We start from the raw sequence: 25,356 nt of genomic DNA on the forward strand, positions 1-25,356 counted from the left end.
GTACTACAATACTCCCTTAGTGCTAGGTAGCCGCATGTTATCCACGTCCCGCCGCTTAGCCATTTTAATGCTTTTCGCCAGGGCCTTGAAGGTGGCTTCGATCTTGTGGTGCTCGTTATCGCCTTCGACTTTAATGTTGAGGTTACAGCGGGCGCCGTCGGTGAAGGATTTGAAGAAGTGGTAGAACATCTCGGTGGGCATGTCGCCAATCTTTTCGCGCTTGTATTCGCAGTCCCAGACGAGCCAGGGGCGGCCGCCGAAGTCGATGCCGACGCTGGCCAGGGCATCGTCCATGGGGAGGTAGAAGCCGTAGCGTTCGATGCCGAGCTTGTCGCCGAGGGCCTTGGCGAAGGCTTCCCCGAGGGCGATGGCGGTATCCTCGATGGTGTGGTGCTCGTCGATGTCGAGGTCGCCCTGCACCGTCACGGTCAGGTCGCAGCCCGAATGGCGACCGAGCTGGTCCAGCATATGGTCGAAGAAGCCCAGTCCGGTGTCGATGTCGGTCTGTCCGGTACCGTCCAGGTCGAGGTCGATGCGGATGTCGGTTTCCTTGGTGGTGCGCTGGACGCTGGCGGTGCGGCTCTGCAGGCGGAGGTAGCGGTAGATGTCTTCCCAGTCGGTGGTCCGCTTGACGATGACGTCGTCGAGATCCTTCAGTTGCTGCTGGCTCAGTTCCTCGTTACCCAGTTCCGGGTCGTTGGCCAGCCAGAAGCCGCGGGCCCCCATGTTCTTCGCGAGTTGCATATCGGTGAGCCGGTCCCCGACGACGAAGCTATTCGCGATGTCGTAAGCCTGGTCCTGCATGTACTTCTCCACAAGGCCGGTGTTCGGCTTGCGGGATGGGGCGTTGTCCTTGGCGTAGGTCCGGTCGATGAGTTCTTCCTCGAAGGTGATGCCCTCCGATGCCAGGGCGCGGACGACCAGTTCCTGGGCGGGCCAGAAGGTGTCTTCGGGGAACTCTTCCGTACCTAATCCGTCCTGATTGGTGATCATCACCAGTTTATAGTCCAGCTCCCGCGCGATGCGGCCCAGCCAGCGGAAGATGCCGGGGTAGAAATTGACCTTGGAGATATCGTCGACCTGGTAATTTTCGGGCTCTAGGATTAGGGTGCCGTCTCGGTCTAGTAGTAGTAGTTTTTTAGGCATAGCGTTGGTGTGTTCACCACGTAGGATGTGGGAATTTCACCACAGAATGCACAGAGGGGTTCACAGAGGAATCACGGAGGCGTTTATTCTCTGTGATTCCTCTGCGAAGCCCTCCTTTACCTCTGTGGTGAATTTAAAGCGCGAAGCGCCGAAATAAGAGCATCATTCTCCGCCGGCAAACCAGCCGTAATCCGCAGGCAATTAGCCGCGTTCGGCTGGTAGCTCTGGTTGCGCACCACGATGCCCTCGTTCAGGAGATAGCGGTACACCTTGTCGGAATCGGTGAAGCGAACCAGTAGAAAATTGGTGACCGACGGGAAGATATGGTCTACGATGTCGAGCTCGCCAAGTGCCTGTTCCAGCCGCTTCCGCTCGCTGACCAGCAGGTCGACCCGGTCGTGCATCCGTTGCGGGGCGGCGAGCGCCTCCAGGGCGGCGGCCTTGGTCAACACGTTGATGTTGTACGGCATCTTGATGGTCCGCAGCAGGTCGACGATGAACTCGCTGGCGTAGGCGGCTCCGAGTCGGGCGCCGGCCATGCCCCATCCCTTCGAGAGGGTCTGGGTGATGATCAGGTTGGGGAATTCATCCAGCCGGGGTACGAAGCTCGCCTCCGGAACGAAGTCGATGTAGGCCTCGTCCAGCACCACGATACCGGGAAAGCTGCGGATCAGATCTTCCACCACCGCCGCATCCATCAGGTTGCCGCTCGGATTGTTGGGGCTACAGAGCCAGAGAATCTTCGACGCATCGTCCCAGGTCTCCTTCAGCGCATCGACCGGGATGGTGAAGTCCGGCTGCAGCGTGACCGCCCGGAACTCCGCATCGTTAATGCCGGCGGCGACCTTGTACATACCGAAGGTCGGGGGCAGGGCATGGACCGCATCCACTCCCGGCCGGCAGAATACCCGGGTGATCTGGTCGACGATCTCGTCGGAGCCGTTGCCGATGAAGATCTTATCCGCGTGTACCCCGCGCATGGCGGCGAATAGATTGCGAATGTCGGTCGAAAGCGGTTCCGGGTAGCGGTTCATGCCATTATCGAAGGGGCTTTCGTTGGCATCCAGGAGCACGTCGGCCCGCCCCTGGAATTCCGAGCGGGCGCTGGAGTAGGGGGTGACGTTCAGGATGTTGGGGCGCACGAGGCCGCGGATTGCTTCCGCGGTCCATTGTATGTAGTCGGTGGTGGTCATAAACACGGGGAAAATTTCAATCTCGATGGGCGGCGATGCTGCTTACGCCGACTTGAAGTAAGGGAGGTAGGCCGATTATTCCAGGGGGAGGACCTGCAGGGGAACGTACATCTCCTCCTGGGCGTCCGGATCGTCTGGCAGGTAGTCGGGCGCCATCCGTTCGAAGTGGGGGCGGCTGTTATCCACGTCATAGCCGGAGGTTGGTAGCCACTGTCCGAAAAGATAATTGACGGTGGTACCGATCTCGCCGGGTAAGCCTCGATGCAGGCACCTGGCGTAGAGGCCCCCGGCAAGTTCCAGCTTTTCGAGGCCGTCCGGCACGGCGGTACCTTCCACAACCGCCACGGCCGCCCATTCCGTGTATTCGGTTTCGGGGGTGAGGCGGGCCAGCGAGAGGTCGGCCGGGTAGATCCGCAGCGAATACCGCCACTCGTCGGCCCGGTTCTCGATTTCCCGTATGCGCGGGCCGAAACCGCGCCAGAGGCCCGGGGTGCCGGCGCCGGCCAGGCTGGTCGTCTCGGAAAGCCCGATCAGCGTAATGGGAGTAAAGGAAAGTATACTTACGTTCGTATCCATACGTATTCAATTCTCTCGGCGACGATTACAAATCCTGCAACCGCAAACGTACCGCGTTCCGGTGAGCTTGTAGGTGCTCGGCCTCGGCCATCAGCTCAACCGTAGGGCCGATGTTGCGGAGGCCATCGGGCGTCAGTTCCTGGAAGGTGATTTTCTTGACGAAGCTATCCAGGCTCACGCCGCTGTACTGGCGAGCGTAACCGTAGGTTGGCAGGGTGTGGTTGGTCCCACTCGCGTAATCGCCCACGCTTTCGGGGGTATGGTAACCGAGGAAGACCGAACCCGCGTTACGAACCCCCGCGGCGAACTCCCGGGCGTTCTCCATGCAGAGAATGAGGTGCTCGGGGGCGTAAGCATTGACGTATTCCACGGCATCTCCCCAGTTCGGAAAGATCAGGGCCAAGCTGTTGTCGATACTTTCGGAGGCCAGAGCCTCCCGTGGGAGTTCGGCCAGTTGGCGCATAACTTCTTCCCGGATCGCCACCGCTTTCGCTTTCGTGTCGGTAATCAGCACCACCTGGCTGTCGTGGCCGTGTTCGGCTTGGCTGAGCAGGTCGGCGGCCACGTGACTGTTCGTTGCTCCTGCGTCCGCGCAAACCAGCACTTCGCTCGGTCCGGCCGGCATGTCGATGGACAGGCCCTCCAACGAGGCAAGTTGCTTGGCGACGGTTACATAGGCATTCCCCGGTCCGAAAATCTTGTAAACTTTCGGTACCGTTTCCGTTCCGTAGGTCATGGCGGCAATGGCCTGAGAACCCCCAATCCGGAAGATCTTCGTTACCCCGCATAGTTCAGCCGTATAGAGGATGGCCGGGTGAATGACGCCGTTTGCATTAGGCGGCGAGCAGAGGATGATTTCCTTGCAACCCGCCAGTGCCGCCGGTACCGCCAGCATGAGCACCGTGCTAAAGAGCGGGGCGGTGCCACCGGGTATGTACAGCCCCACCCGGTCGATGCCGCGGCTCTCCCGCCAGCAACGGACCCCGGGCATGGTTTCGATCTCTTCTACTGGCACCGCTTGTTTCCGGTGAAAGGTTTCGATATTTTGCTTGGCCGTCTGGATGGCTTCCCGCAATGCGACGGGCAGGCGGGCCTTTGCCGCGGCGATCATCCGCGGCGTTACGGCGAAGTCGTCCAGCTCCACGCCGTCGAAGCGGGCGGTGTAATCGCGCAGGGCGGCGTCGCCCTCGTCCCGCACCCGGTCCATCACCGTGCGGACGGTCTGATCCAGGTTGGTCAGGTCGTTGGCGGGGCGCTGGCACAGTGCCTTCCAGCGTTCGCGATCGGGATTCTCGTATACCTTCATCACATGATCATTTTAGCAATCGGCACGATAAGGATGCCCTCCGCACCCGCGTCCCGTAGTCGGTCGATAATGTCCCAGAATCGATCTTCGCTAATGACGGTATGCACGCTCGACCAACCCTTTTCTGCAAGTGGCAGTACGGTAGGGGAACGCATGCCCGGTAGCATCTTCGTTACTTCCTCGATGCTGTGATTCGGGACGTTCATAAGCAGGTACTTCTGGTTGCGGGCCGCCAGGACGGACTTCACGCGAAATACCAGCTTGTCCAGGATCTCCCGGCGCGCGGCGTCGATCCGCGGACTGGCGGCAATGACCGCCTCCGACTGTAGGATCACGTCCTGCTCCTCCAGTCCGTTTTTGAACAGGGTGCTGCCGGTAGAAACCAGATCGCAGATGGCGTCGGCCAGCCCGATATTCGGGGCGATCTCCACCGAGCCGCTGATTTCGTGGATCTCGGCGTCGATGTTCTTTTCGTCGAGAAAGGCCTGCAGGCTATTCGGGTAGCTGGTGGCGATGCGACGGCCCTGCAAGTACTCCGGTCCCGTATAGTCGACCCCCCGGGGGGTGGCCAGGCTCAGGCGGCATTTGCTGAAACCGAGCTTCTGCACCACTTCTGCTTCCTTCCGCTTCTCGATCAGGGTGTTTTCGCCGATGATGCCGATGTCGGCCACCCCGTCCTGGATGTACTGCGGGATATCGCTGTTGCGCAGGTAAAGGACCTCGGCGTTGAAGTTGCGAGCGGGTGCCTTTAGCTGGTCGCGTCCGTTGTCGATCTTGATGCCGCATTCCTTTAGGAGGTCGATCGATTCGTCGAGCAGGCGGCCTGATTTCTGAACGGCAATCCGTAGTGGGGGTGTCTTCATGATGGGAAAGCGATAAAACGCAAAGAGGCCCGCCGGTTATTTCCGGCGGACCTCTGAGCAATAGGTTTGTTGATGGTAAAGTTTAGCGTACCGGCCTACCGCTCGCCGACGGGGCGAGAAAAGACGATATGATGATGGTGAACGCTAAGAATCATGTGGTGTGGGGCGGAATCGAACCGCCGACACATGGATTTTCAGTCCATTGCTCTACCAACTGAGCTACCGCACCATTTGCCGTTTGCCGGGCGTTCCCGGTTTAAGCGGATGCAAAGGTAGGTATAAACGAACTAACCTTGCAAGCGACAAAGGGAAAAACTTCCCTTCTAAGCTTCCACGCGCCTGTCCACCCGCACCCCCGCCGCGCGGCAGGCCTGTTCCAGGTGGCGCCAGTCGTGGTACACCATCATGCGCAATACATCGCCCAGCCGCATTTTGATCAACGAGGTGAGCGCGGTCTTGATCCGTATCCGGTTTAGGTCGGCGGTGCGGGCCTTACGGAGTATTCGTTCCTGTAGCTCCGCCTGCCGTAGCCAGTTGTCCAGAACGGCGTGGTCCAGATCGCGGTGTACGGGATTGAGGCGCTTGAGCGTGGGAATCTTGCGCGTTTTCGGACCGGGTTTGACCGACCCCACAAAGAAATTACCGATGCGGGAGCTGGCAAAGGTGGGGGCGGGGGAGGTGCCGTGCCGGTCGAGGGCTACGGCCAGCCGGTCCAGGTAGTCGGCGTTCCAGATGTTGACGTGCTCGACGGCTTCCAGGGCGCACCAGGCCTCCGGTGCCGGACGCTTGCGCAGTGCGGTATCGGAGAGCTCCCGCAGCGCATAGGCGAGGGTGATGTTCTGGCGGAGCCGCTGTTCCAGTCGGTCCAGGAGTTCGGTGGCTGATCTTGCTTTCATGCTTACAAAATTAGGAGGTGCATGCCACGCCGATCTTGATCGAACGCAAGATTTACCCGGCGTCCTTTTTAATGCGCGACAGGGTTTCCGGCGTCATGCGCAGGTAGTTGGCGATGTACTTCGCCGGTACTTCCTGGAAAAGTCGGGGACTACGGGCCAGCACGCGCTGGTAGCGCTCTTCCGGGCCAGGGGTCAGCAGGTCGATCTCCCGTTCCAGCAGGCCCTGGATGAGCCACTCCATCGACCGTTCCCACGCCAGCCGTCGTTCCGGGTCGGCCTGCATGAAGGCGCGATAATCGCTGTAGCTCGCGATCCGCAGTTCACTCTTCCGCAATGCCTTAATGCCGAAAGTGGAGGCACCCCCGCCAAGGTGGGTATCAATGGCTGCCACGATATCACCCGTGTAGCCGAAGCGCATACACTGTTCCTCCCCGCCGATGATCGCCGTCGCGACCAGGGTGCCGCTTTCCACGTAGTAGAGGTCCCGGTCGTGGTGGCCGTGGAGCATCAGGTATTCCCCGCGCTTCAGGGTACGGCGGCGGGTCCAGAGGCCGGCTTTATCCAGCGCGCGGTATACCGACGTAATCTCCTCCATCGACTAGCGGCTGGCGGGGCGGACGCCCGGTTTGTACAGCTCCCCGAAACCGGAATTATTCGGCGCGTAGGGTGTGGCAAAGTCCGCCTTCACGCCCCCCGCCGGTATATCGCCTTCCCGCCCCAGGGCCCAGTAAATGCCGTTTAGGGCCAGCTTGCGCATGCTTTCCTCCTTAAAATCGAAGGGATGGCCGAGGGTAGTGAAGAAGACCCGAGCCGGTTGGCCGCTTGCCCCGGTGTAGGTTTTGGTCCACGCCACCGGATTGTCGAGCGGGAATTCGTCCAGCCGGCCGGCCTCCTCGTGGTTTGAGCGGAGGCTGTGCCCCATGAGCAGCGGCTCGCTGTCGCCGGCCAGTTGCCAGTCGCCGCCGTCCACGTGGTACAGCCAGGAGTAGGCCTCGAAGGGCTCCACGCCATTGAGGATGGGATTATCCGCTTGATCGTCCACCAAGGTCACCTCCGTCAGCCGCCCGTGCCCGTCCTCGAAGTGGCCGTGGTGGGTGATCCACTGCTGCCCGAATACCCGGGTGGGCCATTCATCGTTGAGGTGCATCAGGGCGCTATCCTCTTCCTCGGTGTAGCGGAAAGCGTGGGTGCTCGTCCGGAAACCCACCAATGGGCGGCCGCTTTCGGCGTAGTCGGTGATCTTGGCGGCCATCTCCGCGGGCAGCTGCCGGAAGCGGGTGAAGAGCACCAGCAGGTCGGCGTCCGCCAGTTCGTCCAGCTTACTGATGTGGTACACGTTGTTCGGGTCGATGACGCCGCTGCTGTCCAGGCTGTAGCCGACCACCGTTTCCGCGCCCAGTTCCCGCTCCAGGATGGCCGCCAGCATCGGCATGGATTCCTCGGAGCGGTATTCCTCGTCGCCCGTTACGAAGACGATCTTCGGGGCGTCCTCCGCTGCGTCCGGGCTTTCTTTTTGCGCCGGAGCGCAGGAGAAAAAGCAACAGATAAATAGGATGCCAATCTGGTAGCTACACTTCATGCCTGTCATTTCACTTCTTTACTTCTTCCGGGAAGGGGTGCTCTTCCAGTAATTCTTCGGCCCGGTACATGCCCTTGCGCTCCGCCGTCACCGCGCGGACCTGGTCTACCTCCTCGGGCGTGACCATCGAGGCCTCGTTGCCGAAGGCGTTGCGGACGTAGGTCAGCACCGCGGCCATTTCCTCGTTGCTCATCAGGCCGCCGTACGCCGTCATGGGCACCTGGCCATCGTAGGGCTTACCGTTCACCTCCAGCGGACCGTACAGCCCGTGCATCACCAGTTTGATCAGGCGCTGCTTGTCGCCCGTCACCCAAGGCGAGCCGGCTAATGGCGGGTAACCGGTGGCGTCCAGGCCGCGCCCGTCGGCCTGGTGGCAGGTTTCGCAGTACGCCTCCCGCGCGAAGATCTCCTCCCCGAGGGCGTAGGCGCGGGCCAGCGGACTATCCGGTTCGTCGGTCACCGCGGCGGCGGGGGGCTCGTAGGCCTGTCCCCGCATATGGGCGCGGGCGTTCAGCAGTACCTCCCGGTCGAAATCGACCAGGTCGGAGCTTTCCGCGGCGGCCAGGATCCCTTCGCCCCGTTCGGCGGGTAACCAGCTGGCGGCCACGATCGCTTCCATGCGGACCCGCGGATGCTCGTCCTGGGCGAAAGCGGTCAGCCGCTCCGCTTCGTCGTCGAGTTGGTAGCCGAGGTAGCGCACTACCCGCGCCGCCGCGGCGCGCAGGCGGTAGTCATCGGCCCGGCTGGCGGCGTTCAGGATATCCAGGTCGATCCGGTTGGCTCCCCAGGTTACGTAGAGGGCCTCCCGCAGGTACGTCTCGTACGAATTGGCTGTACTGTCCTGGTTAGCTATCCACCTGCGCACCGCCGCCATGACCTCGTCCGTATCCCGGTTGCGGAGTACCCGCCGACTCCGGTAGCGCGTGCGGTATTCGGGAAGTTGCAGGTTGTCGAGGAGGGTTTCGATGGGGGCATCGGCAACTTCGGGCACCGGCACGAGCGGCCGTTCCGGGTAGGTGATGCGGTAGATGCGACCGTGGACGTGGTCGCGCAGGGGGTCGCGGGCGTTGTGCTGCATGTGGCCGACGAGGACGTTGTGCCAGTCCACCAGGTAGAGGCTGCCGTCGGGCGCGAACTCCATGTCGACGGGCCGGAAATTCGGGTCGGTGCTGGTGACCAGGTCCTGCCGCCAGCGGCTGTCGAAGCCGGTGCCCTTATCGAACAGCCGGTGCTGCTTGGTGCCCAGGAAGCCGATGGTATTGTTGATGAGGAGATCGCCCTGCATCTCGTCGGGGAAGTGGCGGCTGGAAACGATCTCCAGGCCGGAGGTGGGGCGGACGCGGTGGGCTTCCTCGATGAGGTCGTCGGCCATCGGGGCCTGCACGCCATAGACCGGTTGGATGGTGGAGGGCAGCATCCAGCGTACCTGGGTGCCGCTGGTGTGGGCGAAAATGGGCTGGCCCCAGGCGTCGAAGATGATGCCCCAGGGGTTCGGGATCGGGATCTGGGCGGTGCGCTCCAGGTGGCCACGGGCGGGGTTGTAGCGGTAAAAGCCGCCGTTGGTGCCGCGCACGGGGCCGTAGGGGGTTTCGACGTTGGTGTGCAGGAAGATGCCCTCGCCCATGTAGATGCCGCCGCCGGGGTCGGCCTCGTAGGCGCTGATGTTGTGGTGGGTATCGTGGTCGTCGAAGCCGCTGAGGACGATCTCGCGGCGGTCGGCCCGGTCGTCGCCGTCGGTATCCTCCAGGAACATCAGGTTAGTACCCTGGGAGACGTACACCCCGCCGTTGGCGAATTCGAAGCCGACGGGCAGGTGGAGGCTGTCGGCCCAGACCTTCAGTTCGTCCGCTTTGCCGTCATCGTCGGTATCCTCCAGGATGATCAGTTTATCGTTGGGCAGCTCGTCGCCGGGTTTATAGTGCGGGTAGCTGGGCATGAGGCTGACCCAGAGGCGGCCGCGGTCGTCCCAGTTCATCTGGCAGGGGTTAGCCAGTTCGGGGAACTCCCGTTCGGAGGCGAACAGCTCTATTTTGAAACCGGGGGCGACGGTAAAGGTGGCCAGGGCCTCCTCGCCGTAGCGATACTCGACGGAGTCGGCCGGTTCGACCGCATAGTTGGTCTGTACCGCGGGCAGGGGGCGGGTGCGGGCGTCGGCGGCGGCCAGGTCGTAAGTGTCGCCGTCCAGATAAGCGAAGATGGCGGTATCGCGGTTGGCGGTCATTTGCCGCACCTTCTCCTTTTCGTAGGGATAATTGTCCGGTCCGTAGGGGTCGTAGCGGCGGCCGTAGGCATGCACGCCATTGGGCATCTTGAAGTCGAGCAGCCAGAAGCGGTTCTTTTCGTTGACGCGGGCGAGCAGTTCCGGATCGTCGGTTGTCGGGCTGCTGCCGAAGAGTTTCTCGGTGAGATGGTTAGCCAAGCGGCGGTAGCCTGCGTCGGTGAGCGAGATGCCGTCCGAGGTCAGGCGCTCGTCCGCGTCCCTCCACTCCAGCGAGGGGCCGTACAGGTCGACGAAGGGAACGCCGTTGTCCTCGGCGATGTCGGCCATGATGCCGGCGTAGCGTTCCAGCCGCTCGTTTTCCGCGTGGCCGTCGGGTAGTCCCAGTTCGGAGGCATCTTCGTAGGCCAGGGGGCCGACCAGTACCAGGCGGGGCGGGCTTTCCTCGTTGTAGAGCTGTTGCTGCGAGTGCCGTAGAAAGCTGTCCAGTTCCAGCGCGAAGTTGGTTTCTCCTGCCCGGCCCGCGTAGCTTTCGTTGAGGCCGAAGAAGGCGATTACCACGTCGGCGTCGAGGGTGTCGAGCCACTCGTCTTCGGTGGGAAAGAAGCCCTGGCTGCCCGTCGGGCGATTGACGTCGGGGTTGAAGGCCTCGGCGCCGGGAAAGGCCCAGGGATCGGCCCGGCTGGCGTGGGGCCGGAAGCCGGGAGTGTTCCCGGGGTCGCACATATTCCGGATCGTCAGATCGGCGTCGGGGTACTGCTGGTACACGGCCGTTTCGAAGTGACCGAAGTAGGCCATGCGGCTGCACAGGTTATTGCCAATCAGGACGAGCTTCTCGCCGGATTGCAGCGTGAGTAGGCCCTTCCTTTCTTCCGCGGAACAGGAGAGTAGCAGGAGCAGGCTGAGGAGGGCGGGGTAGTAGCGCACGATCGTATTGTAGTCGACCGAATATACAAACTCCGCTTACCTAGTCGTCCGCCCCCAGCCGCAACAGTTTGATCCGGGCGATCATCATGTCGATGGCGAGCTTCAGCGTCTGCACCAGGTCGCTGTCTTCCCGGTAGTCGGCGTCTTCCAGGTTGTGGACCCGCCGGCCGCGGCTCATGTTGTTGTAGTTCTCCCAATCGTCCCCTTCCGGATTGATGGCCACGGCTACCCCGCCGCCGTTCTCCACGACTTGGAAGGCGGACATATCGCTGCTGCCGTCGCCGACGTACACCACCTGCGCCATCGGCACGTAGTTGTTCTTCGGATCGTGATCGATGTAGGTGTTTTCCAGCTCACTGGCTTTGTCGAGGTCCAGCCCCTCCACCAGTTGCTTGATGTAGTGCACCTTGTCGACGTGACTGATCACGCGGCGGGCACTCAGCACGCGGCCGTCGTGGTCGAACTCCAGCTCGCCCCCGTACACCCGGTCGAACTGCTCGCCGATGACCGAGCTTTCCGGGATGGTCTTGAAGCCGGCGGTGAGGAGCACGAATTCCAGCCGGACGTCCTCGTCCCGGTCGGCGGCGTACTTTTTGAGGCAATCCACCAGCTGATCGGCCCCGGGAAATAGCGGGAACTTCCGCCCGAAGGCTTCCATTGACTTCCGGGTGATGGGGCTGTCCTCCCGGTGGGAATATTCCCGCAGTAGGTCGGCCTTGGCCAGGGGGTACTGCCACATGTCCTCCTGTCGCTTTTCGAGGCGGGCGGCGAAATCAGCGTAGGGTATGCCTAAGTGGTCGAAGTAGGTTTTCGTGGTACTCGGACCGAGGGTATCGTCGAAGTCGAAGATGAGCACGATACGCTCGCGCAGGATGCGGGTGGCGGAGGTGGACATATTCACTATACCTCCCTACGCGTATATCGTGTTCACTGGTGCAGGACGATCTGGCTGGTGACGTTGCCGTCCTGGTCGGTCAGTCGCAGGATGTAGTGGCCGGGGACGAGGGGGGTGTCGCCCAGCGGAAGCTCGATCCGCGCCCGCCCGGCTTCGTGCTGTTGGGGTTGCCATTTGCGGATCATCTGCCCGTTGACGTGCCACAGCTGGGCGGATAGCGTACCGGCCACTTCGGCGGGGAACGCGACGTTCAGGCGATCGGTGAAGGGGTTGGGGGAGACGTTGATGCCGGGAGCGGTTTTTTCCTTGACGGCGACCGTATCGCGCTGGGAAAAGGCAAAAAAGGCGGTGTCGGGTTCTGAATAGTCGACGTAGCATGCGCCAACTATGATTATTTCTCCCGCCAGTGCTTGATCCGACATTTTTACCTCCAGCATTTTTGGCGCTTCAAATCCCGAGTCATCTCGCTCAACGGGGTAATCCAGGTCTTCGTAACCTATGTACGTGAGCTGGAGTACCTGCCCGGCCTTCACCGTCAGTTCGAATCCCCCGTCAAAATCAGTGACCGTGCCCGTAGTAGTACCCTTGATCAGTATGGTGACCCCGATTAGCGGCGCTCCTTCCTCATCCGTCACCACCCCCCGGAATGTCCCCTTCATCCGTGCTTCCCGTTCCACGTCCCCGTTGATGATCTCGCTCAGCTCGGTGTAGGCCGGTTCCTGGTCTTTAGGTACGTCCGCCCCCGGCACCTGCGCCGCCGCCCCCGCGCTCAGCAGTAAACCCCCGGCGGCCGCCGCCGCCCGCCACCCCGTCGACGGCTTCACGTGGGCCCGCACCGGCCGGTCCAGCTGATCGCGGCGGAAGCGGCCGCAAAGCTTGTTGCCCGCCACGGCCAGGTACTGGTGGATCTCCCGGTCGGTCATCCAGCTGAAGTCGGTGACGGCCTTCTCGCAGCTGGCGCAGTGGCGGCGGTTGTCGCCCAGCGGGGTCATGCGGTCCCAGTCTTCGTGGCAGGGTTCGGAAATGGAGATGCGTAGGGGAGTGTAGGCCATCTGAAGTGTGCTTTGGCAGGTAGATGAACGGATCGGGTGGATTGCACACGGCGGATTGATCTTTTCCGTCGACTATTCGCTGAAGTTTATCGGGAAAACTCACCGGCACCTCCGTATCGACCGATGTTGTACCCGATCAAATTCCCAAAATCATGGGCTTCGGCGGATCGGCCAGTGCGGCCAATGCAGCAATCAAACGGAATGCGGCCCTGCGCAACAATCGCTCGTTCCTGGGGGAGGGGGAAAGGAAATGGAAGCACCGGGCCGGATTCGAGCGGCAGGCCCAGCTCGCCGAGAGAGTGAAATTCCGGGAGCAGCTCGCGCTGGAGATGGCGGCGGATCGCCGTTGGCGGATCGTGACGTGGGTGCTGATTTTGATCGCCCTCTATACGCTTATCGTCTATTTCTTTTAATGGGACAACCAAGGCACTTCACCTCCGTCTGTATTTTTGCTCTCGCCCTGCTGGCTATTGGCCTGCACCTTTATGCGGCCACTACGCTGTCCTACCACCGGGACGAGCTGCTGTACTTCGCGCTGGGCTATCATCCCGCCTGGGGCTACCCGTCGGTGCCCCCGCTGATCGGCTGGCTGGCCGGATTGGTGCGGATCACGATCGGTAGCAGTGTATTCGCTGTCAAGTTGCTGCCGGCCCTCCTGAGCGGGGTATTCGTTTGGCTGGTGGCCGCCATCGTGCGGGAAATGCGGGGCGGGGGCTTTGCCACTATCCTGGCCTGCGCTACCGCGGTCGTGCTGCCGGCCACGTTACGCACCTTCCACCTGTTCCAGCCGGTGCATCTCGACTTGCTATGGTGGACGGTCCTTACGCTGCTGATCCTTCGGTACCTGAATACCGACAACCGCCGCTATCTGCTCCTGCTCGGGATCGTTGTCGGGCTGGCCCTGCTGACCAAATACCTGGTGCTGCTGCTGGTGGGCGGGCTGCTGGTCGGATTGCTGCTGTTCCGGCCGGCGGCTTTTCGCGAACCCTATTTGCACATCGGTGCGCTAATCGCCCTGTTGCTCTGGACGCCGAACCTGCTCTGGCAGGCCTCCAACGATTGGGCGGTCGCAGGGCATCTGGAGGCGCTGAGCCGAAAACAGCTGGTTCACGTCGATCGCCTGAGCATCCTCACCGATCAACTGATGATGGCCTTTGCCGGATCGCTCCTGCTGGTGCCCGGATTGGTGTACCTGCTTCGTCGCCACCGGGTCGTGGCCGTAGCGGTGCTCTTTACCTTGGGAGCGCTGCTGGTACTCCGGGGTAAAAGCTATTACGCCATGGGCTTGTTCCCGGCACTTCTGGCGGCCGGGGCGGTGTGGTGGGAACGCTCATTGCCGCAAACCTGCTGGCGGTGGCTACTGCCCGTGCTGATCGTCGCGCTTAACCTTCCCGTGTTACCGTTCGGGTTGCCGATCGTCGGGAAGAATGAACTGATCAGTTACTTCCAGGTGCTGGAGCGGGACTTCGGTCTGGTGCCCGGTCGGCGCTGGGAAGACGGGAAGATCCACGCCCTTCCGCAGGATTACGCCGATCAATTGGGGTGGCCGGAGTTAAAGGCCGAACTGGTCGCCGCTTACGCGTTGGAACCGGACCCCCTGCATACCGCTCTATACTGTGAGAATTACGGTCAGGCGGGCGCGCTGCTGCAGGTGGCAGGCCAAAATGGAATCCCCGAACCGATATCCTTCAGCGATGCCTTCAATTTCTGGCTGCCGGATTCCATACCGGAGCCGCTGACCGCCCTGTACTACGTCAATGACGAGCCGGCTTCCGACCTGGATGACTGGTTCTCCGAAGTAAGGCAGGTAGGCCGCGTAGACAACCCGTACGCCCGGGAATACGGCACGACGATTTATCGATACAGCAAGCCGATTCAGCCCTTCGACCGATTTTGGCGTCAGCGGACATCGGAGAAACCATCACCTTACTGATCGGGGGCGCGGTACGGGTTATTCGTCGAGAATTACCGCACGCATATCTAGCCGTTTTTACCCCGGTCATAGTCTCCGCTAATTTGCTGGCGAACAACAGCTTACGGAATGACTGCTATTTGTTTGATTACCACGGCCGCTACGGTGAAGCGGCACCCGGATTTACCCGATTTGCAAGAGGATCCCTCCCTTCACCCGACGGCCGCAGGGGAAAATCACCCCGTGCAAGAGATGCCCCTTCCTGCTGCTTCCTCGCTACTACGCAGCGTATACCAAGAGCAATACCAACGCGAAGTAAGGGCCAGCCGGCGGGTCGTGATGTGGGCGACAATTTTGAGTATCGGCCTGGCAATAAGTTTGGCACTATTGCTTTATAGACTGCTCATCATTGGTACGATTCTATGAATTTGACACGCTGCTATTTGATTATTGGCCTTTTCTTTTCCATCACCGCGGTTACCCACGCCCAGCAGTACGATCGTGCGGTTGGCTTGCGGTTCGGCTACCCGCTGTCCGTCAGTTATAAAAAATTCATCAATTACACCGATGCCGTCGAATTGTACGCCGGCTGGCGGGGATGGCGACGTTATCGGGCCTTCAGTCTGAACGGGGCCTACCAGATTCACCGCGACTTTCCGGACGTGCGCGGGCTACAGTGGTACTACGGTGGCGGCGCCGGTGTTCAGTTATGGAGTTACGACAACTACGAGCGTGGGTCGGCCACGGTGAGTCTTTCCGGTTACCTGGGACTCGAATATCTTATTCCGGACGTGCCCCTGACCATCAGCGTCGACTGGCGGCCGACGATCTATCTCGGTACCCAGCGGGACGATGGCTTTCACAATTTGAGCGTGTCGTCGGGAGCCGTGGCGGTGCGCTATCTTTTTTAGCCACCAAAATTTTTTCTCTCCCTTCTGGTAACGTTGGAGCGGATGGTGGTATGAAAGGGACATACACAACCTACACTATGAACCACATTCGCCTTACACTCCTCTTTGTATTCCTTGCCGTTTTTTCCCATACCGCTTCCGCTCAGGACTTCAAGTCGGCGGCGGGCGTGCGGCTGGGCTATCCCTTCTCGGTCAGTTACAAGACCTTCATCACCGAGACGAACGCCCTCGAGGCCTACGTCGGCTTTCGCAGTTATAGTGGTGTCGCGAACTGGATCAGCATCAATGGTGCCTATCAGGTTCACAACGACATTGCCGAGCTGGAAGGTCTGCAGTGGTACTACGGCGGGGGCGCCGGGGCCCAGTTCTGGAGCTACGACTTCGATGCTTCGGGCAGTACTACCTTCAGCGTGTCCGGGTATCTGGGCCTGCAGTACACCTTTGCCGACACCCCGGTGACGGCAAGCATCGACTGGGTACCCACCTACTTCTTTGGTAGTTCCTCCTACGGTGCATTTAATTCCTTTGGCGGGGGCTACGGCGCCCTGGCCGTGCGCTACGTTCTCGGTCGCCCCTAGCATTACGCTGGAAGCCGCTACGATATTTCTACGGTGTGAATTGCGTCGACGGTAGGGCTTTGCCTGTTCCGTCGGCGCATACTCCGTACCTTACTGACCGATCGTATTCGGGCGTGCGCCCATCAACCACCCGTCTCATGACTACGCTTCGGTGCCTGCTTTTCTTTGCTCTCTGCGGTTTTTTCACCTCCGGTGCTCAGGCCCAGGACTTCGGTTCCGCCCTGGGTGTGCGGTTGGGATCCCCGCTATCCGTTTCCTATAAAAACTTTCTTTCCCGTACCAGTGCCCTCGAAGTGTACGCCGGGATCCGGAACTACGGGGAGTACGGCTGGTTCAGCATTAATGGCGCGTATCAGGTACATACCGATATCGCGCAGGTTTACGGCCTGCAATGGTACTACGGCGGCGGGGCCGGACTACAGTTCTGGAATTACGACCGCACTGTGGAAAACTCGGTGACCCTGGGACTGTCCGGGTATCTCGGCTTACAGTACACCTTTTACGGTGCCCCGGTCACCCTCTCGCTCGATTGGGTACCAACGCTGTTCGTCGGGCGAAAACTGGACGATGACATCCGGGCTTTCGGTGCGGGTCACGGTGCACTCGCCGTTCGCTACATCCTGTTTCGCTAGGCAAAGGTATCGGCGGCGATCCCGTCGGCCATCGCCAATCCGCTCCGCGTCAATCGGAAGATACCGCCCGGGGGCACCTGGTGGAGGGTGCCGGCGGTCAGGTGACGTTCCGCTTCCCGGGCAAAGTGATCGGCTTTCTCCCGGCCGAAGCGAAGGGCGAGATCGGTCAGATCGATGCCCTCGGTGCGGCGCAGCCCGGTCATGACGTACTCGTTGTAGCGGTCGCGATCCGTGAGCAATTCCTCTTCGAAGAGGAGCGGGCCGGCCGTCTCGAAGTCCGTCGCTGACTGAATATCCGTCCAAGCCCGCACGTAGGTGCCGTTGTTGCTCACGTTCCACCGTCTCCGGTTCGTGCCATCGAAGCTGTGGGCGCCGGGACCTACGCCGAGGTAGGGCGTGCCGGTCCAGTACCCGCTGTTATGACGGCTGCGGTGACCGGGGCGGGCGAAATTGGAAATTTCGTAGTGTTCGAAGCCGGCCCCCCCGAGATGATCGATCAGCATGGCGAAGTGGCGGGTGAATTTTTCGTCGTCGGTATCCGGAATCACTCCAGTGGTCACCCGATGACCGAGTGCGGTGCGGGGTTCGACGGTCAGCGCGTAGGCGGCGATGTGGTTGACACCTAGCTGCGTCGCGATGCGGAGATTTTCCGCCCAGGTGGCGTCCGTAGTGGTCTGGGCGCCATAAATGAGGTCGATGCTCAGGTTGTTGAAGCCGGCGGCCACCACTTTTTCCACCGCCGTACGGGCCTCGCGGGCATCATGGGCCCGGTTCATGAAGCGCAGATCCGCCTCGTCGAAACTCTGAATGCCGATACTCAGCCGGTTGACCGGGCTGTCGGCGAGCATGGCGATGGTCTCGGTATTCAGGTCGTCCGGATTGGCCTCCAGGGTGATCTCCGTAACTTCCTGGCCGCCCCAGTATCCCGCACGCCGGATGGCGTTGAAGAGGCGATCGAGTTCGTCGGGCCGCAGGATCGAAGGGGTTCCCCCGCCGAAGTAGATGGTGTCTACCGTTCCGGCTGGTAGCTCCCCGCGGCGCACTTCCAGCTCGCGCACCATGGCCGTCACCACCGCGTCCCGCTGCTTCAGGTTGGTACTGAAGTGGAAGTTGCAGTAGCTACAAGCCTGCTTGCAGAAGGGGATGTGTAGGTAGAGCACGGGGGGAAGAAGTACGAAGTCTGATGTATAAAGTACGAAGTAGGAAGGTGGGTAGCTCGCTTCGCTCGTGGCGACCAAAGTAGGCTTTTGCGACGGAGCGCAGGTATTCCAGCCGTCTAACAACATTGCGCTCGTTCCGGACGACCGACAGTGCCAAATCGGTATCTCTTCTTGTCCGCCGAGCGGTAGCTCGTCTGCCTCGTGAGCGGGTCGGAAGGGTATTCTCTGTCAGGAGGTATCTCGGTTGGGCAGGGAAGCTTTTTCTTTTCGATCCGTCGGCGGACCAGCTATCGCTGGGCAGACGACTAGTGCTAGCTCCCTGGTCCGCCGAGCGGTAGCTCGTCTGCCCAGGGGGTGGGTGGGAGGAAAGGCTCTGTCAGGAGATATCTCGGTTGGGCAGGGAAGCTTTTCCTTTTCGATCCGTCGGCGGACCAGCCTCAGCTCCCTGGTCCGCCGAGCGGTAGCTCGTCTGCCCAGGGGGCGGGTGGGAGGAAAGGCTCTGTCAGGAGGTATCTCGGTTGGGGAGGAGGGGCTTTCCTTTTCGATCCGTCGGCGGACCAGCCTCAGCTCCCTGGTCCGCCGAGCGGTAGCTCGTCGACCCAGGGAGCGGGTGGGAGGAGAGGCTCTGTCAGGAGATATCTCGGTTGGGCAGGGAAGCTTTTCCTTTTCGATCCGTCGGTGGACCAGCTATCGCTGGGCAGACGACTAGTGCTAGCTTCCTGGTCCGCCGAGCGGTAGCTCGTCTGCCCAGGGGGCGGGTGGGAGGAAAGGCTCTGTCAGGAGATATCTCGGTTGGGCAGGGAAGCTTTTTCTTTTCGATCCGTCGGTGGACCAGCTATCGCTGGGCAGACGACTAGTGCTAGCTTCCTGGTCCGCCGAGCGGTAGCTCGTCTGCCCAGGGGGCGGGTGGGAGGAAAGGCTCTGTCAGGAGATATCTCGGTTGGGCAGGGAAGCTTTTTCTTTTCGATCCGTCGGCGGACCAGCCTCAGCTCCCTGGTCCGCCGAGCGGTAGCTCGTCTCCCCAGGGAGCGGGTGGGAGGAAAGGCTCTGTCTTTTCGATCCGTCGGCGGACCAGCTATCGCTGGGCAGACGACTAGTGCTAGCTTCCTGGTCCGCCGAGCGGTAGCTCGTCTGCCCAGGGAGCGGGTCAAAATTCCTAAATCGTAAATCAAGAATAAAAAAGCCTTCTCCCTACCGTCCCTTCGGCCGCCGCCGCTTGCCGCCGCGGGACATCATCTGGTGGCCTTCCTTACCCATACGTTGGGCGGCCTTGGCTTGGCCCGACTGCTTGAGGGCGGTATCCAGCATGTCGATCTGTTCGGTGATCTGGGGGAGCTTGACGTTGGTTTCCTTGGCGGCCTTGAGGTACTTCTTGGCGGCACCGAAGTTGCGGCGGTTGGCTTCGATCTGGGCTAGCTGTAGCTTGAGCATGGCCTTTTCGTTGGCGGTGGGTACGTCGATGGCGTCGGCCTGCTTGAGGTAGCCTTCGGCGGCGTTGAGGTCCTTACGGCTCAGGGCGATGGTGCCGCGCATCATGTAGTAGAAGGCGCGGTTGGCACTATACAGCCATTCCGGTTTGAGCGTAAGGTTGAGCAATTGCTCGCCACGGTTGAAGTCCTGCATCTGGACGGCTTTCGCGGCCGGACCGACGGTGCCGAGAAAGATGTATCCGAGCAGCAGGATGATGCCCGCCAGCAGGAAGGGGAAACCGTACCAGAATCCGAAGGCAATCCACAGGGCGGTACCGCCGATGATGCCGGCGGCGATAAGCGCGAAGCGGATATAAGGTGGAATGATGAACATAGTATAATTTTTAGCTGCGTTGCTCCCGTTCCGATAGCTATCGGGAACGCAATGCTTACTGCAGGGAGGCTTCGTACTGCCGCTGCGCCCGTTTGGCTACGAAGATGGAGATTTCGTAAAGGGTGTACAACGGCACGGCGATCAAAATCTGCGTGACCACGTCGGGCGGGGTCAGTACGGCGGACAGGATCAGGATGCCGATAATGCTGTGCCGGCGGTACTGCCGCATGGCTTCCGCGGTCACCAGTCCGAATTTAGCCAGAAAGTAGATAAGTACGGGGAGTTCAAAAATGAGGGCCGCCGGGAGCGTGAACATGACCATATACCCGATAACGGATGCCATCTTAGGCTGGTTGACCGTGCCACCGACCTCGAAGCCCATAAGGAAGTTCGTGCCGAAAGGGGCCACGACGAAAAAACCGAAGGCTACGCCGATAAAGAACAGAAAGGAACAGATGACAATGACCCAGCGCGTCGCCCGTTGCTCGGCGGGGTAGAGGCCCGGTCGCACGAAGGACCAGATCTCGTAAAATACGTAGGGGAAAGCGAGTACGAATCCGCCCACGAAAGCCATTTTAACCGCCGTGATGAACTGCTCGCCGAATTCGGTGGCCTGGACAAGCACCTGTGGCGGGTGAAAACACAAGGCCGCCCCCGTCCCCAGGAAGTCCGATATCTCGCAGAAGATACGGTAGCTGATAAAATCCTGGCGTAGGGGGCCGTACAGTACGTACGTAAAGTAAAAATCGTTGAATAGGAACAGCACCACGCCGGCTACCACGATCGCGATCAATGCCCGCATGACATGCCAGCGCAGCTCTTCGAGGTGGTCCACGAAAGACATTTCCTTTTCCATTTCTGGTACCGGTTTACCGGCTTCGTCGTATTTCCAAGTATCTACGTCCTGTTGGTCGAGTGGCATGGCGCGAAGGTACTATCCAGCAAGGTTTAGAGAAGATAATCCCGCACGGCCTCTTCACTGTAGTCCCATAGCCGACCAGCCAGCTGTTCGTTGCAGGCGGTGGGAGAGGGTTTGACGAGGCACTGAGAAGGGTTGAAATACCGGCCGCTCACCTCCCGGACTTCCGGACTGGAGGCCAGGTACACGCTCGTATCGGCGCCCCGCTTCGGAGTCCGGGCGAAGGGTTTGTAGAGCGACCAGATGGTCTTGGTCAGTAGTTTTCCGTGCTTATTCGCCAGGGAAGTGCCGACTACGCCCGGGTGAAGGCAGTTGGTGGTGAGCTCCGTGCCGTGGCGGCGATCGAGCTCTTTCGTAAAGAGGACATTGGCCAGTTTGCTCTGGGCGTAAGCCTTTCCGCCGTCGTAGGCCTGGGCCCCTCTCTCGCCGCGCAGATTGCCGAAATCGATGCCGGCCTTTGCGTGCAGGGCACTGGAAACGTTGATGACCCGCGTGCAGAGGTTACTACACTGCATGGCGGGAAGCAAGTTGAGGGTAAGCAGGAAATGCCCGAGATGGTTGACGCCGAACTGCAGTTCGTAGCCATCCTGGGTAAGGGTCAACTTGTCACTGTAGACGCCCGCGTTGTTGATCAGCACGTCCAAGCGGGGATGTTCGGCCAGAAACAATTCGGAAGCGGCCCGGACGCTGGACAGGTCGGCCAGGTCGAGAGGAATGGTGTCGATAAGCTCGTTGCCCGTCTGCCGTACCAATTCGTCGGCGGTACGCTGGGCTTTCGTCTCATCGCGGCAGGCCAGCACCAGGTGATACCCTTTTTCGGCAAGCCGTTCGGCGGTAGCCCGGCCGATGCCGTCGTTGGCGCCTGTGATGAGTACGGTTTTGTCTTGCATAGCTTACTGGGGTAGTAACGCTTGGGAGGGTGGGGGGGTTTTTGGGCGCTCGCTTTGCTCGCTATAGAGGCTTCACGTAAGCGCTCCTCGCGTTCGCGGTATAGGACTTCGTCGGGAGAGGCTTCGCGGTTCGTGGGGTGGCTTAGGTTGCTTACTTTTGGGGCGTGCTAACTACCCATGATCTGTCGTATCGGTACGGGGCCGGAGCTCCGGAGTTTGCGTTTCCCGATCTCTCGGTGGAAGCGGGGGAGGGGGCGCTGCTGTTGGGGCCTAGCGGGTCGGGCAAGTCGACCTGGCTACATCTTTTAGCGGGCATACTGTCGCCGCTGACCGGGCGGGTCGAGCTCGATGGGACGGTTTACGGAAGTTTGCGGAGCGGCGACCTGGACCGGTTCCGGGGAAGGAATATTGGATTGGTCTTGCAGCGGGCCTATTTCGTAGAAGCCCTGAACGTGGCGGAGAACCTGGCCCTGGCACGCAAAATGGCCGGACTGCCGCCAGACCGGGCTTTCCTATTATCTGTTCTCGAGAGCCTGGGGATCGGCCGGTATGCTCAGCGTAAGCCCCGGGAATTGAGCGTGGGAGAGCAGCAACGGGTGACGATCGCCCGCGCCTTAGTGAACCGGCCCAAGCTGATCCTGGCCGATGAACCTACCAGTGCGCTGGACGACCCGAATGCCCACCGGGTAAGCCAGCTATTGCGGGAGCGGGCCGCCGAACTCGGGGCCGCCCTGGTGGTGGTCACCCACGACGGCCGACTACGCACCGACTTCTCCCGGATCGTAGCGATTGAGCCCCTCACCACGCAAAATATCTAGCCTTGTCTCTATTCGGCTTAGCACTCCGCAACCTTATCTACCGCCCCTGGACCACGGCGCTAAGCCTGATCCTGGCGGCCCTGGGTGCCGGGCTGATCAGTTTGATCCTGCTCCTGAGCTGGCAACTGGAACAGCAGTTCGACCGGAACCTGGCGGGAATCGACCTGGTTGTCGGGGCGAAGGGGAGCCCGTTGCAGCTCATGATGTCGAGCATGTACCACATTAGTTCGCCGACGGGCAACGTGCCGCTGGCCGGGGTCAAGCCCTTTCTAAATCCGGAGCATCCCTACATCGAGCTGGCGGTGCCCCTTTCCCTCGGCGATAGCTACCGGGGAAGACGGATCGTCGGTACGCGTCCGCAGTTTCTGGAGCTTTACGGTGCCGGGGTGGCGACGGGGGAGCTTTGGTCCGCGCCCCTGGACGTGGTAGCCGGGGCGACGGCAGCGCGGGAGCTGGGCCTCCGGGTAGGGGATACCTTCCAAAGTAGCCACGGCCTGGTCGAGGACGACGACCTGACCCACCGGGACGCGGCGCCCTTTACCGTTACGGGCATCCTGGCTCCCACCGGAACCGTAGCCGACCTCGTGCTGCTCACCCCGACCGAAAGCCTGTGGGCGGTTCACGATACGCACGAGCACGCGGAGGAGGGTGAGGGAGCCGATCACGACCACGGGGAAGAAAGCGAGTACGACGTAACCGCACCATTGACGGCCTACGACGACGAATCGATCACCTCCGTGATGCTTAAGTTCAAGGGGACGAGCGTAGTCGGGTTGAATATGCAGCGAAGCATCAACGAGAATACGGAGATGCAGGCCGTTACCCCGAGCATTCAGTTGACCGAGTTGTACTCGACAGTGGGGCAGGGGGAGGAAGTACTCCGGCAGCTGGGTTACGTAGTGGTGGTGGTGAGCATACTGAGCATCTTCATCGGACTTTATAGTTCGCTGGATCGTCGGCGGGGCGAACTGGCCCTGCTTCGGACCCTGGGTGCCGGGCCGGGTAAACTGTTCGGGCTGCTGCTGCTGGAAGGAACGATCACCGCCGTGGTCGGAGCCATGCTGGGGCTGCTGGCCAGTCACCTCGGGCTACTCCTGGTAGCGAGATACTTTTCCCGGGCTTACCGATATGATTTTCAGTCCTTCATCTTCCTACCCGGGGAGGTTTACCTGCTGATCGGTGCGGTCGTGGTAGGAGCCCTCGCCGCGACCATCCCCGCCCTGCGTGCCGCCCGCACCGACGTACACCGTACCCTTAGCGGGTGAGCGTTAGATCGTACCGTTCTTCTTCAGTTCCTTGTCCAGGTAGTCCACCGCTCGGGCCGTCATGGCCATATACGTTATCGACGGATTTTGGGTGCCGGAGCTGGTCATGAAGCTACCGTCGGTTAGGAAGACGTTGGGGACGGCGTGGACCTGATTCCACTGATTCAGTACACTGCTGCGTGGATCGCGGCCCATGCGGGCGGTTCCCATCTCGTGAATACACGCACCCACCGCGGTCGGGCTATTGTAGGTCGTTATATCCTTATAGCCGGCGGCCTCCATCATTTCGGCGAGGGCGTTCACGCCGTCTTCGCGCAACTTGCGTTCGTTTTCCTTGAGTCCGGCGTCGAAGACGAGGGTGGGAATGCCGTACTGGTCGGTTTTGTCCTCGCTGAGGAATACGCGGTTATCGTGGTAGGGCAGCAATTCGCCGAAACAGGTCGCCTGAAAGCGCCAGGGCCCCGGGGTGCTGATCGCCTTCTTGAATTCCGGTCCGAGTGGAGCGTTCATGTCCGTGACGCGATCGATGCCCCCCTGGTAGCCGTAGCCGCGCAGGAAGTCCTGGCGGGTTGCCTCGTTGATGTTCCGGAATCGGGGGATGTAAAAGCCACGATTGGGCTTCCTGCCTTTGTAATACTGATCCTCCATTCCCTCGAAAACGCCCGATCCGCCCATACCGTAATGGTGGTCCATGAGGTTGTGGCCGAGCTCGCCGCTATCGTTGCCGAGGCCGTCCGGGAAGCGCTCGGATTTGCTGTTGAGCAGAATCGCGGTGGAGCCGATGGTGCTGGCGTTGCAGAACACTACCTGACTGAAATACTCCCGCGTTTCCTTGGTTTCGGCGTCGATCACGTTCACCCCCGTGACGCGCTGGGTAGCATCGTCGAAGATTAGCGAATGGACGATGCTGTGGGCCACGATGGTCAGATTGCCGGTTTCCTGGGCAACGGGGATCGTGGAAGACAGGCTGCTGAAATAGCCGCCGTAGGGGCAGCCGCGCCAGCAGCGATTCCGGGCCTGGCACTGCCCGCGGGTACCGTGGTGCAGTTCGGGGATATACTGGGTGAGGTTGGCAGTACGGGCCGAGATCACGTTCCGCTCGGGGAAGGTCCGCTCTACCGCCTGCTTGAACTGATCCTCCGCGCAGTTCAGCTGGAAGGGCGGAAGGAACTCTCCGTCCGGGAGGTGGGAAAGACCGTCCTTGTTCCCCTGGATACCAACGAATTTTTCCACGTAGGAATACCAGGGTTCGATGTCGGCGTAACGGATCGGCCAGTCGACGGCTACTCCATCTTTAAGGTTGGCCTCGAAGTCCAGGTCGCTCCACCGGTAACACTGCCTGCCCCACATGATGGACCGTCCACCGAGGTGGTGGCCCCGGATCCAGTCGAAGCGCTGGATTTCGTCGTAGTCGTACTCGTCGTCCTTGACGATCCAGGGTTTATTATCCTCGTTGACCCACCAGTTCAGTCGGTTCTGCTTGTAGTAATGGGCGACAATTTCCTCGCGGGAGACTTTATTCTGAATCCCCAGGTCCCAGGTATCCAGGTTGGCGGTGGGGTAGTCGCCGTGCTCTACCATGCGTCCGCGCTCGAGCATCAGTACCCGGTAGCCCTTTTTGCAGAGTTCCATGGCGGCGTAACCCCCGCTGATGCCGGAACCGATAACAATAGCATCGTAAGTGACCTCGTCGCGGCCCTGGGAGTTAAATTTCATAGATCGAGACTAAGCAGTACACATGAAAAGAGGTAGCCCCACCTTCGGAACGAGAGCGTACGCGTGGTCGGGCTACCCCTTGCTTGAATAAGATTGCCAAT

At 60.8% G+C, this 25,356-nt stretch carries 23 protein-coding genes and 1 tRNA gene; 7 read left to right on the top strand and 17 right to left on the bottom strand.

Going from position 1 to position 25,356, the window contains the following annotated elements; all coding sequences use genetic code 11:
- Positions 1-3: 3 nt before the first annotated feature.
- From hisB to CLV84_RS10030, 12 genes are all read right to left on the bottom strand, one after another.
- Positions 4-1,146 (bottom strand): bifunctional histidinol-phosphatase/imidazoleglycerol-phosphate dehydratase HisB, encoded by a 1,143-nt coding sequence (hisB, locus tag CLV84_RS09975; protein ID WP_104419651.1) that lies wholly within the window; start codon positions 1,144-1,146, stop codon positions 4-6.
- A 116-nt stretch (positions 1,147-1,262) separates the two neighbouring features.
- Complete coding sequence (gene hisC / locus CLV84_RS09980; protein ID WP_104419652.1) at positions 1,263-2,339, bottom strand: histidinol-phosphate transaminase; 1,077 nt, start codon at positions 2,337-2,339, stop codon at positions 1,263-1,265.
- Positions 2,340-2,414: 75 nt separating this feature from the next.
- Complete coding sequence (locus CLV84_RS09985) at positions 2,415-2,915, bottom strand: GyrI-like domain-containing protein (RefSeq protein ID WP_104419653.1); 501 nt, start codon at positions 2,913-2,915, stop codon at positions 2,415-2,417.
- 25 nt (positions 2,916-2,940) lie between these two features.
- Positions 2,941-4,221 (bottom strand): histidinol dehydrogenase, encoded by a 1,281-nt coding sequence (hisD, locus tag CLV84_RS09990; protein WP_104419654.1) that lies wholly within the window; start codon positions 4,219-4,221, stop codon positions 2,941-2,943.
- Positions 4,221-5,084 (bottom strand): ATP phosphoribosyltransferase, encoded by an 864-nt coding sequence (gene hisG, locus CLV84_RS09995; RefSeq protein WP_104419655.1) that lies wholly within the window; start codon positions 5,082-5,084, stop codon positions 4,221-4,223. The genes hisD and hisG overlap by 1 nt, the downstream gene beginning before the upstream one ends.
- A gap of 156 nt (positions 5,085-5,240) precedes the next feature.
- A tRNA-Phe gene (locus tag CLV84_RS10000) sits at positions 5,241-5,313 on the bottom strand.
- Between the two features lie 94 nt (positions 5,314-5,407).
- Positions 5,408-5,980: a DinB family protein gene (locus CLV84_RS10005; RefSeq protein WP_104419656.1), complete on the bottom strand. Its 573-nt coding sequence runs from the start codon at positions 5,978-5,980 to the stop codon at positions 5,408-5,410.
- 52 nt (positions 5,981-6,032) lie between these two features.
- Positions 6,033-6,575, bottom strand: a complete 543-nt coding sequence (locus CLV84_RS10010; RefSeq protein WP_104419657.1) for a Crp/Fnr family transcriptional regulator — start codon at positions 6,573-6,575, stop codon at positions 6,033-6,035.
- Between the two features lie 3 nt (positions 6,576-6,578).
- The gene (locus tag CLV84_RS10015) at positions 6,579-7,568 is read right to left on the bottom strand and encodes a ThuA domain-containing protein (protein WP_104419658.1); all 990 of its coding nucleotides are present in this window, start codon (positions 7,566-7,568) and stop codon (positions 6,579-6,581) included.
- 1 nt (position 7,569) lies between these two features.
- Positions 7,570-10,704 (bottom strand): PVC-type heme-binding CxxCH protein, encoded by a 3,135-nt coding sequence (locus CLV84_RS10020; RefSeq protein WP_211295244.1) that lies wholly within the window; start codon positions 10,702-10,704, stop codon positions 7,570-7,572.
- Between the two features lie 40 nt (positions 10,705-10,744).
- Positions 10,745-11,599: an HAD family hydrolase gene (locus CLV84_RS10025; protein WP_104419660.1), complete on the bottom strand. Its 855-nt coding sequence runs from the start codon at positions 11,597-11,599 to the stop codon at positions 10,745-10,747.
- 32 nt (positions 11,600-11,631) lie between these two features.
- Positions 11,632-12,651, bottom strand: coding sequence for a carboxypeptidase-like regulatory domain-containing protein (locus CLV84_RS10030; RefSeq protein WP_104419661.1), 1,020 nt, complete (start codon positions 12,649-12,651; stop codon positions 11,632-11,634).
- A 152-nt stretch (positions 12,652-12,803) separates the two neighbouring features.
- Between CLV84_RS10030 and CLV84_RS21835 the strand changes: the two genes are divergently transcribed.
- The 5 genes from CLV84_RS21835 to CLV84_RS10055 all read left to right on the top strand — a co-directional run bounded on the left by CLV84_RS21835 (position 12,804) and on the right by CLV84_RS10055 (position 16,684).
- Complete coding sequence (locus CLV84_RS21835) at positions 12,804-13,064, top strand: hypothetical protein (RefSeq protein WP_170067654.1); 261 nt, start codon at positions 12,804-12,806, stop codon at positions 13,062-13,064.
- Complete coding sequence (locus CLV84_RS10035; RefSeq protein WP_170067655.1) at positions 13,064-14,584, top strand: glycosyltransferase family 39 protein; 1,521 nt, start codon at positions 13,064-13,066, stop codon at positions 14,582-14,584. The genes CLV84_RS21835 and CLV84_RS10035 overlap by 1 nt, the downstream gene beginning before the upstream one ends.
- Positions 14,585-14,985: 401 nt before the next feature.
- Complete coding sequence (locus tag CLV84_RS10045) at positions 14,986-15,474, top strand: hypothetical protein (RefSeq protein WP_104419664.1); 489 nt, start codon at positions 14,986-14,988, stop codon at positions 15,472-15,474.
- A 77-nt stretch (positions 15,475-15,551) separates the two neighbouring features.
- A complete protein-coding gene (locus tag CLV84_RS10050; RefSeq protein ID WP_104419665.1) occupies positions 15,552-16,052 on the top strand; it encodes a hypothetical protein in 501 nt (166 codons plus the stop codon).
- A 137-nt stretch (positions 16,053-16,189) separates the two neighbouring features.
- A complete protein-coding gene (locus CLV84_RS10055) occupies positions 16,190-16,684 on the top strand; it encodes a hypothetical protein (protein WP_104419666.1) in 495 nt (164 codons plus the stop codon).
- Here CLV84_RS10055 and hemW read toward each other — a convergent pair.
- The 4 genes from hemW to CLV84_RS10075 form a co-directional block, all read right to left on the bottom strand.
- Positions 16,681-17,844 carry a radical SAM family heme chaperone HemW gene (gene hemW / locus CLV84_RS10060; RefSeq protein ID WP_245911470.1) on the bottom strand — a complete coding sequence of 388 codons (1,164 nt, stop codon included), beginning with the start codon at positions 17,842-17,844 and terminating at the stop codon, positions 16,681-16,683. The two genes, CLV84_RS10055 and hemW, sit on opposite strands and share 4 nt — an antisense overlap.
- 1,191 nt (positions 17,845-19,035) lie before the next feature.
- Positions 19,036-19,647, bottom strand: a complete 612-nt coding sequence (locus CLV84_RS10065) for a hypothetical protein (RefSeq protein WP_104419668.1) — start codon at positions 19,645-19,647, stop codon at positions 19,036-19,038.
- A gap of 55 nt (positions 19,648-19,702) precedes the next feature.
- Complete coding sequence (gene tatC, locus CLV84_RS10070) at positions 19,703-20,569, bottom strand: twin-arginine translocase subunit TatC (protein ID WP_104419669.1); 867 nt, start codon at positions 20,567-20,569, stop codon at positions 19,703-19,705.
- 26 nt (positions 20,570-20,595) lie between these two features.
- Entirely contained in the window at positions 20,596-21,456 is an 861-nt protein-coding gene (locus tag CLV84_RS10075; protein ID WP_104419670.1) for an SDR family oxidoreductase, read from the bottom strand.
- 164 nt (positions 21,457-21,620) lie between these two features.
- Here CLV84_RS10075 and CLV84_RS10080 point away from each other — a divergent pair, with 164 nt between their 5' ends.
- Together CLV84_RS10080 and CLV84_RS10085 are read left to right on the top strand one after the other, a co-directional pair.
- Entirely contained in the window at positions 21,621-22,274 is a 654-nt protein-coding gene (locus CLV84_RS10080) for an ABC transporter ATP-binding protein (RefSeq protein WP_104419671.1), read from the top strand.
- Between the two features lie 2 nt (positions 22,275-22,276).
- Entirely contained in the window at positions 22,277-23,539 is a 1,263-nt protein-coding gene (locus tag CLV84_RS10085; protein ID WP_104419672.1) for an ABC transporter permease, read from the top strand.
- 3 nt (positions 23,540-23,542) lie between these two features.
- On the opposite strand, the gene CLV84_RS10090 is transcribed toward CLV84_RS10085, so the two are convergent.
- The gene (locus CLV84_RS10090; protein ID WP_104419673.1) at positions 23,543-25,255 is read right to left on the bottom strand and encodes a GMC oxidoreductase; all 1,713 of its coding nucleotides are present in this window, start codon (positions 25,253-25,255) and stop codon (positions 23,543-23,545) included.
- Between the last annotated feature and the right edge of the window lie 101 nt (positions 25,256-25,356).

Origin of the sequence: Neolewinella xylanilytica, assembly GCF_002934605.1 — a bacterium.
Taxonomy (GTDB): Bacteria; Bacteroidota; Bacteroidia; order Chitinophagales; family Saprospiraceae; genus Neolewinella; species Neolewinella xylanilytica.

Bases quoted from the DNA above. Each gene is read 5' to 3' on its own strand.
- hisB (WP_104419651.1), bottom strand. From the start codon at position 1,146: ATGCCTAAAAAACTACTACTACTAGACCGAGACGGCACCCTAATCCTA.
- hisC (WP_104419652.1), bottom strand. From the start codon at position 2,339: ATGACCACCACCGACTACATACAATGGACCGCGGAAGCAATCCGCGGC.
- CLV84_RS09985 (WP_104419653.1), bottom strand. From the start codon at position 2,915: ATGGATACGAACGTAAGTATACTTTCCTTTACTCCCATTACGCTGATC.
- hisD (WP_104419654.1), bottom strand. From the start codon at position 4,221: ATGAAGGTATACGAGAATCCCGATCGCGAACGCTGGAAGGCACTGTGC.
- hisG (WP_104419655.1), bottom strand. From the start codon at position 5,084: ATGAAGACACCCCCACTACGGATTGCCGTTCAGAAATCAGGCCGCCTG.
- CLV84_RS10005 (WP_104419656.1), bottom strand. From the start codon at position 5,980: ATGAAAGCAAGATCAGCCACCGAACTCCTGGACCGACTGGAACAGCGG.
- CLV84_RS10010 (WP_104419657.1), bottom strand. From the start codon at position 6,575: ATGGAGGAGATTACGTCGGTATACCGCGCGCTGGATAAAGCCGGCCTC.
- CLV84_RS10015 (WP_104419658.1), bottom strand. From the start codon at position 7,568: ATGACAGGCATGAAGTGTAGCTACCAGATTGGCATCCTATTTATCTGT.
- CLV84_RS10025 (WP_104419660.1), bottom strand. From the start codon at position 11,599: ATGTCCACCTCCGCCACCCGCATCCTGCGCGAGCGTATCGTGCTCATC.
- CLV84_RS10030 (WP_104419661.1), bottom strand. From the start codon at position 12,651: ATGGCCTACACTCCCCTACGCATCTCCATTTCCGAACCCTGCCACGAA.
- CLV84_RS21835 (WP_170067654.1), top strand. From the start codon at position 12,804: ATGGGCTTCGGCGGATCGGCCAGTGCGGCCAATGCAGCAATCAAACGG.
- CLV84_RS10035 (WP_170067655.1), top strand. From the start codon at position 13,064: ATGGGACAACCAAGGCACTTCACCTCCGTCTGTATTTTTGCTCTCGCC.
- CLV84_RS10045 (WP_104419664.1), top strand. From the start codon at position 14,986: ATGAATTTGACACGCTGCTATTTGATTATTGGCCTTTTCTTTTCCATC.
- CLV84_RS10050 (WP_104419665.1), top strand. From the start codon at position 15,552: ATGAACCACATTCGCCTTACACTCCTCTTTGTATTCCTTGCCGTTTTT.
- CLV84_RS10055 (WP_104419666.1), top strand. From the start codon at position 16,190: ATGACTACGCTTCGGTGCCTGCTTTTCTTTGCTCTCTGCGGTTTTTTC.
- CLV84_RS10065 (WP_104419668.1), bottom strand. From the start codon at position 19,647: ATGTTCATCATTCCACCTTATATCCGCTTCGCGCTTATCGCCGCCGGC.
- tatC (WP_104419669.1), bottom strand. From the start codon at position 20,569: ATGCCACTCGACCAACAGGACGTAGATACTTGGAAATACGACGAAGCC.
- CLV84_RS10075 (WP_104419670.1), bottom strand. From the start codon at position 21,456: ATGCAAGACAAAACCGTACTCATCACAGGCGCCAACGACGGCATCGGC.
- CLV84_RS10090 (WP_104419673.1), bottom strand. From the start codon at position 25,255: ATGAAATTTAACTCCCAGGGCCGCGACGAGGTCACTTACGATGCTATT.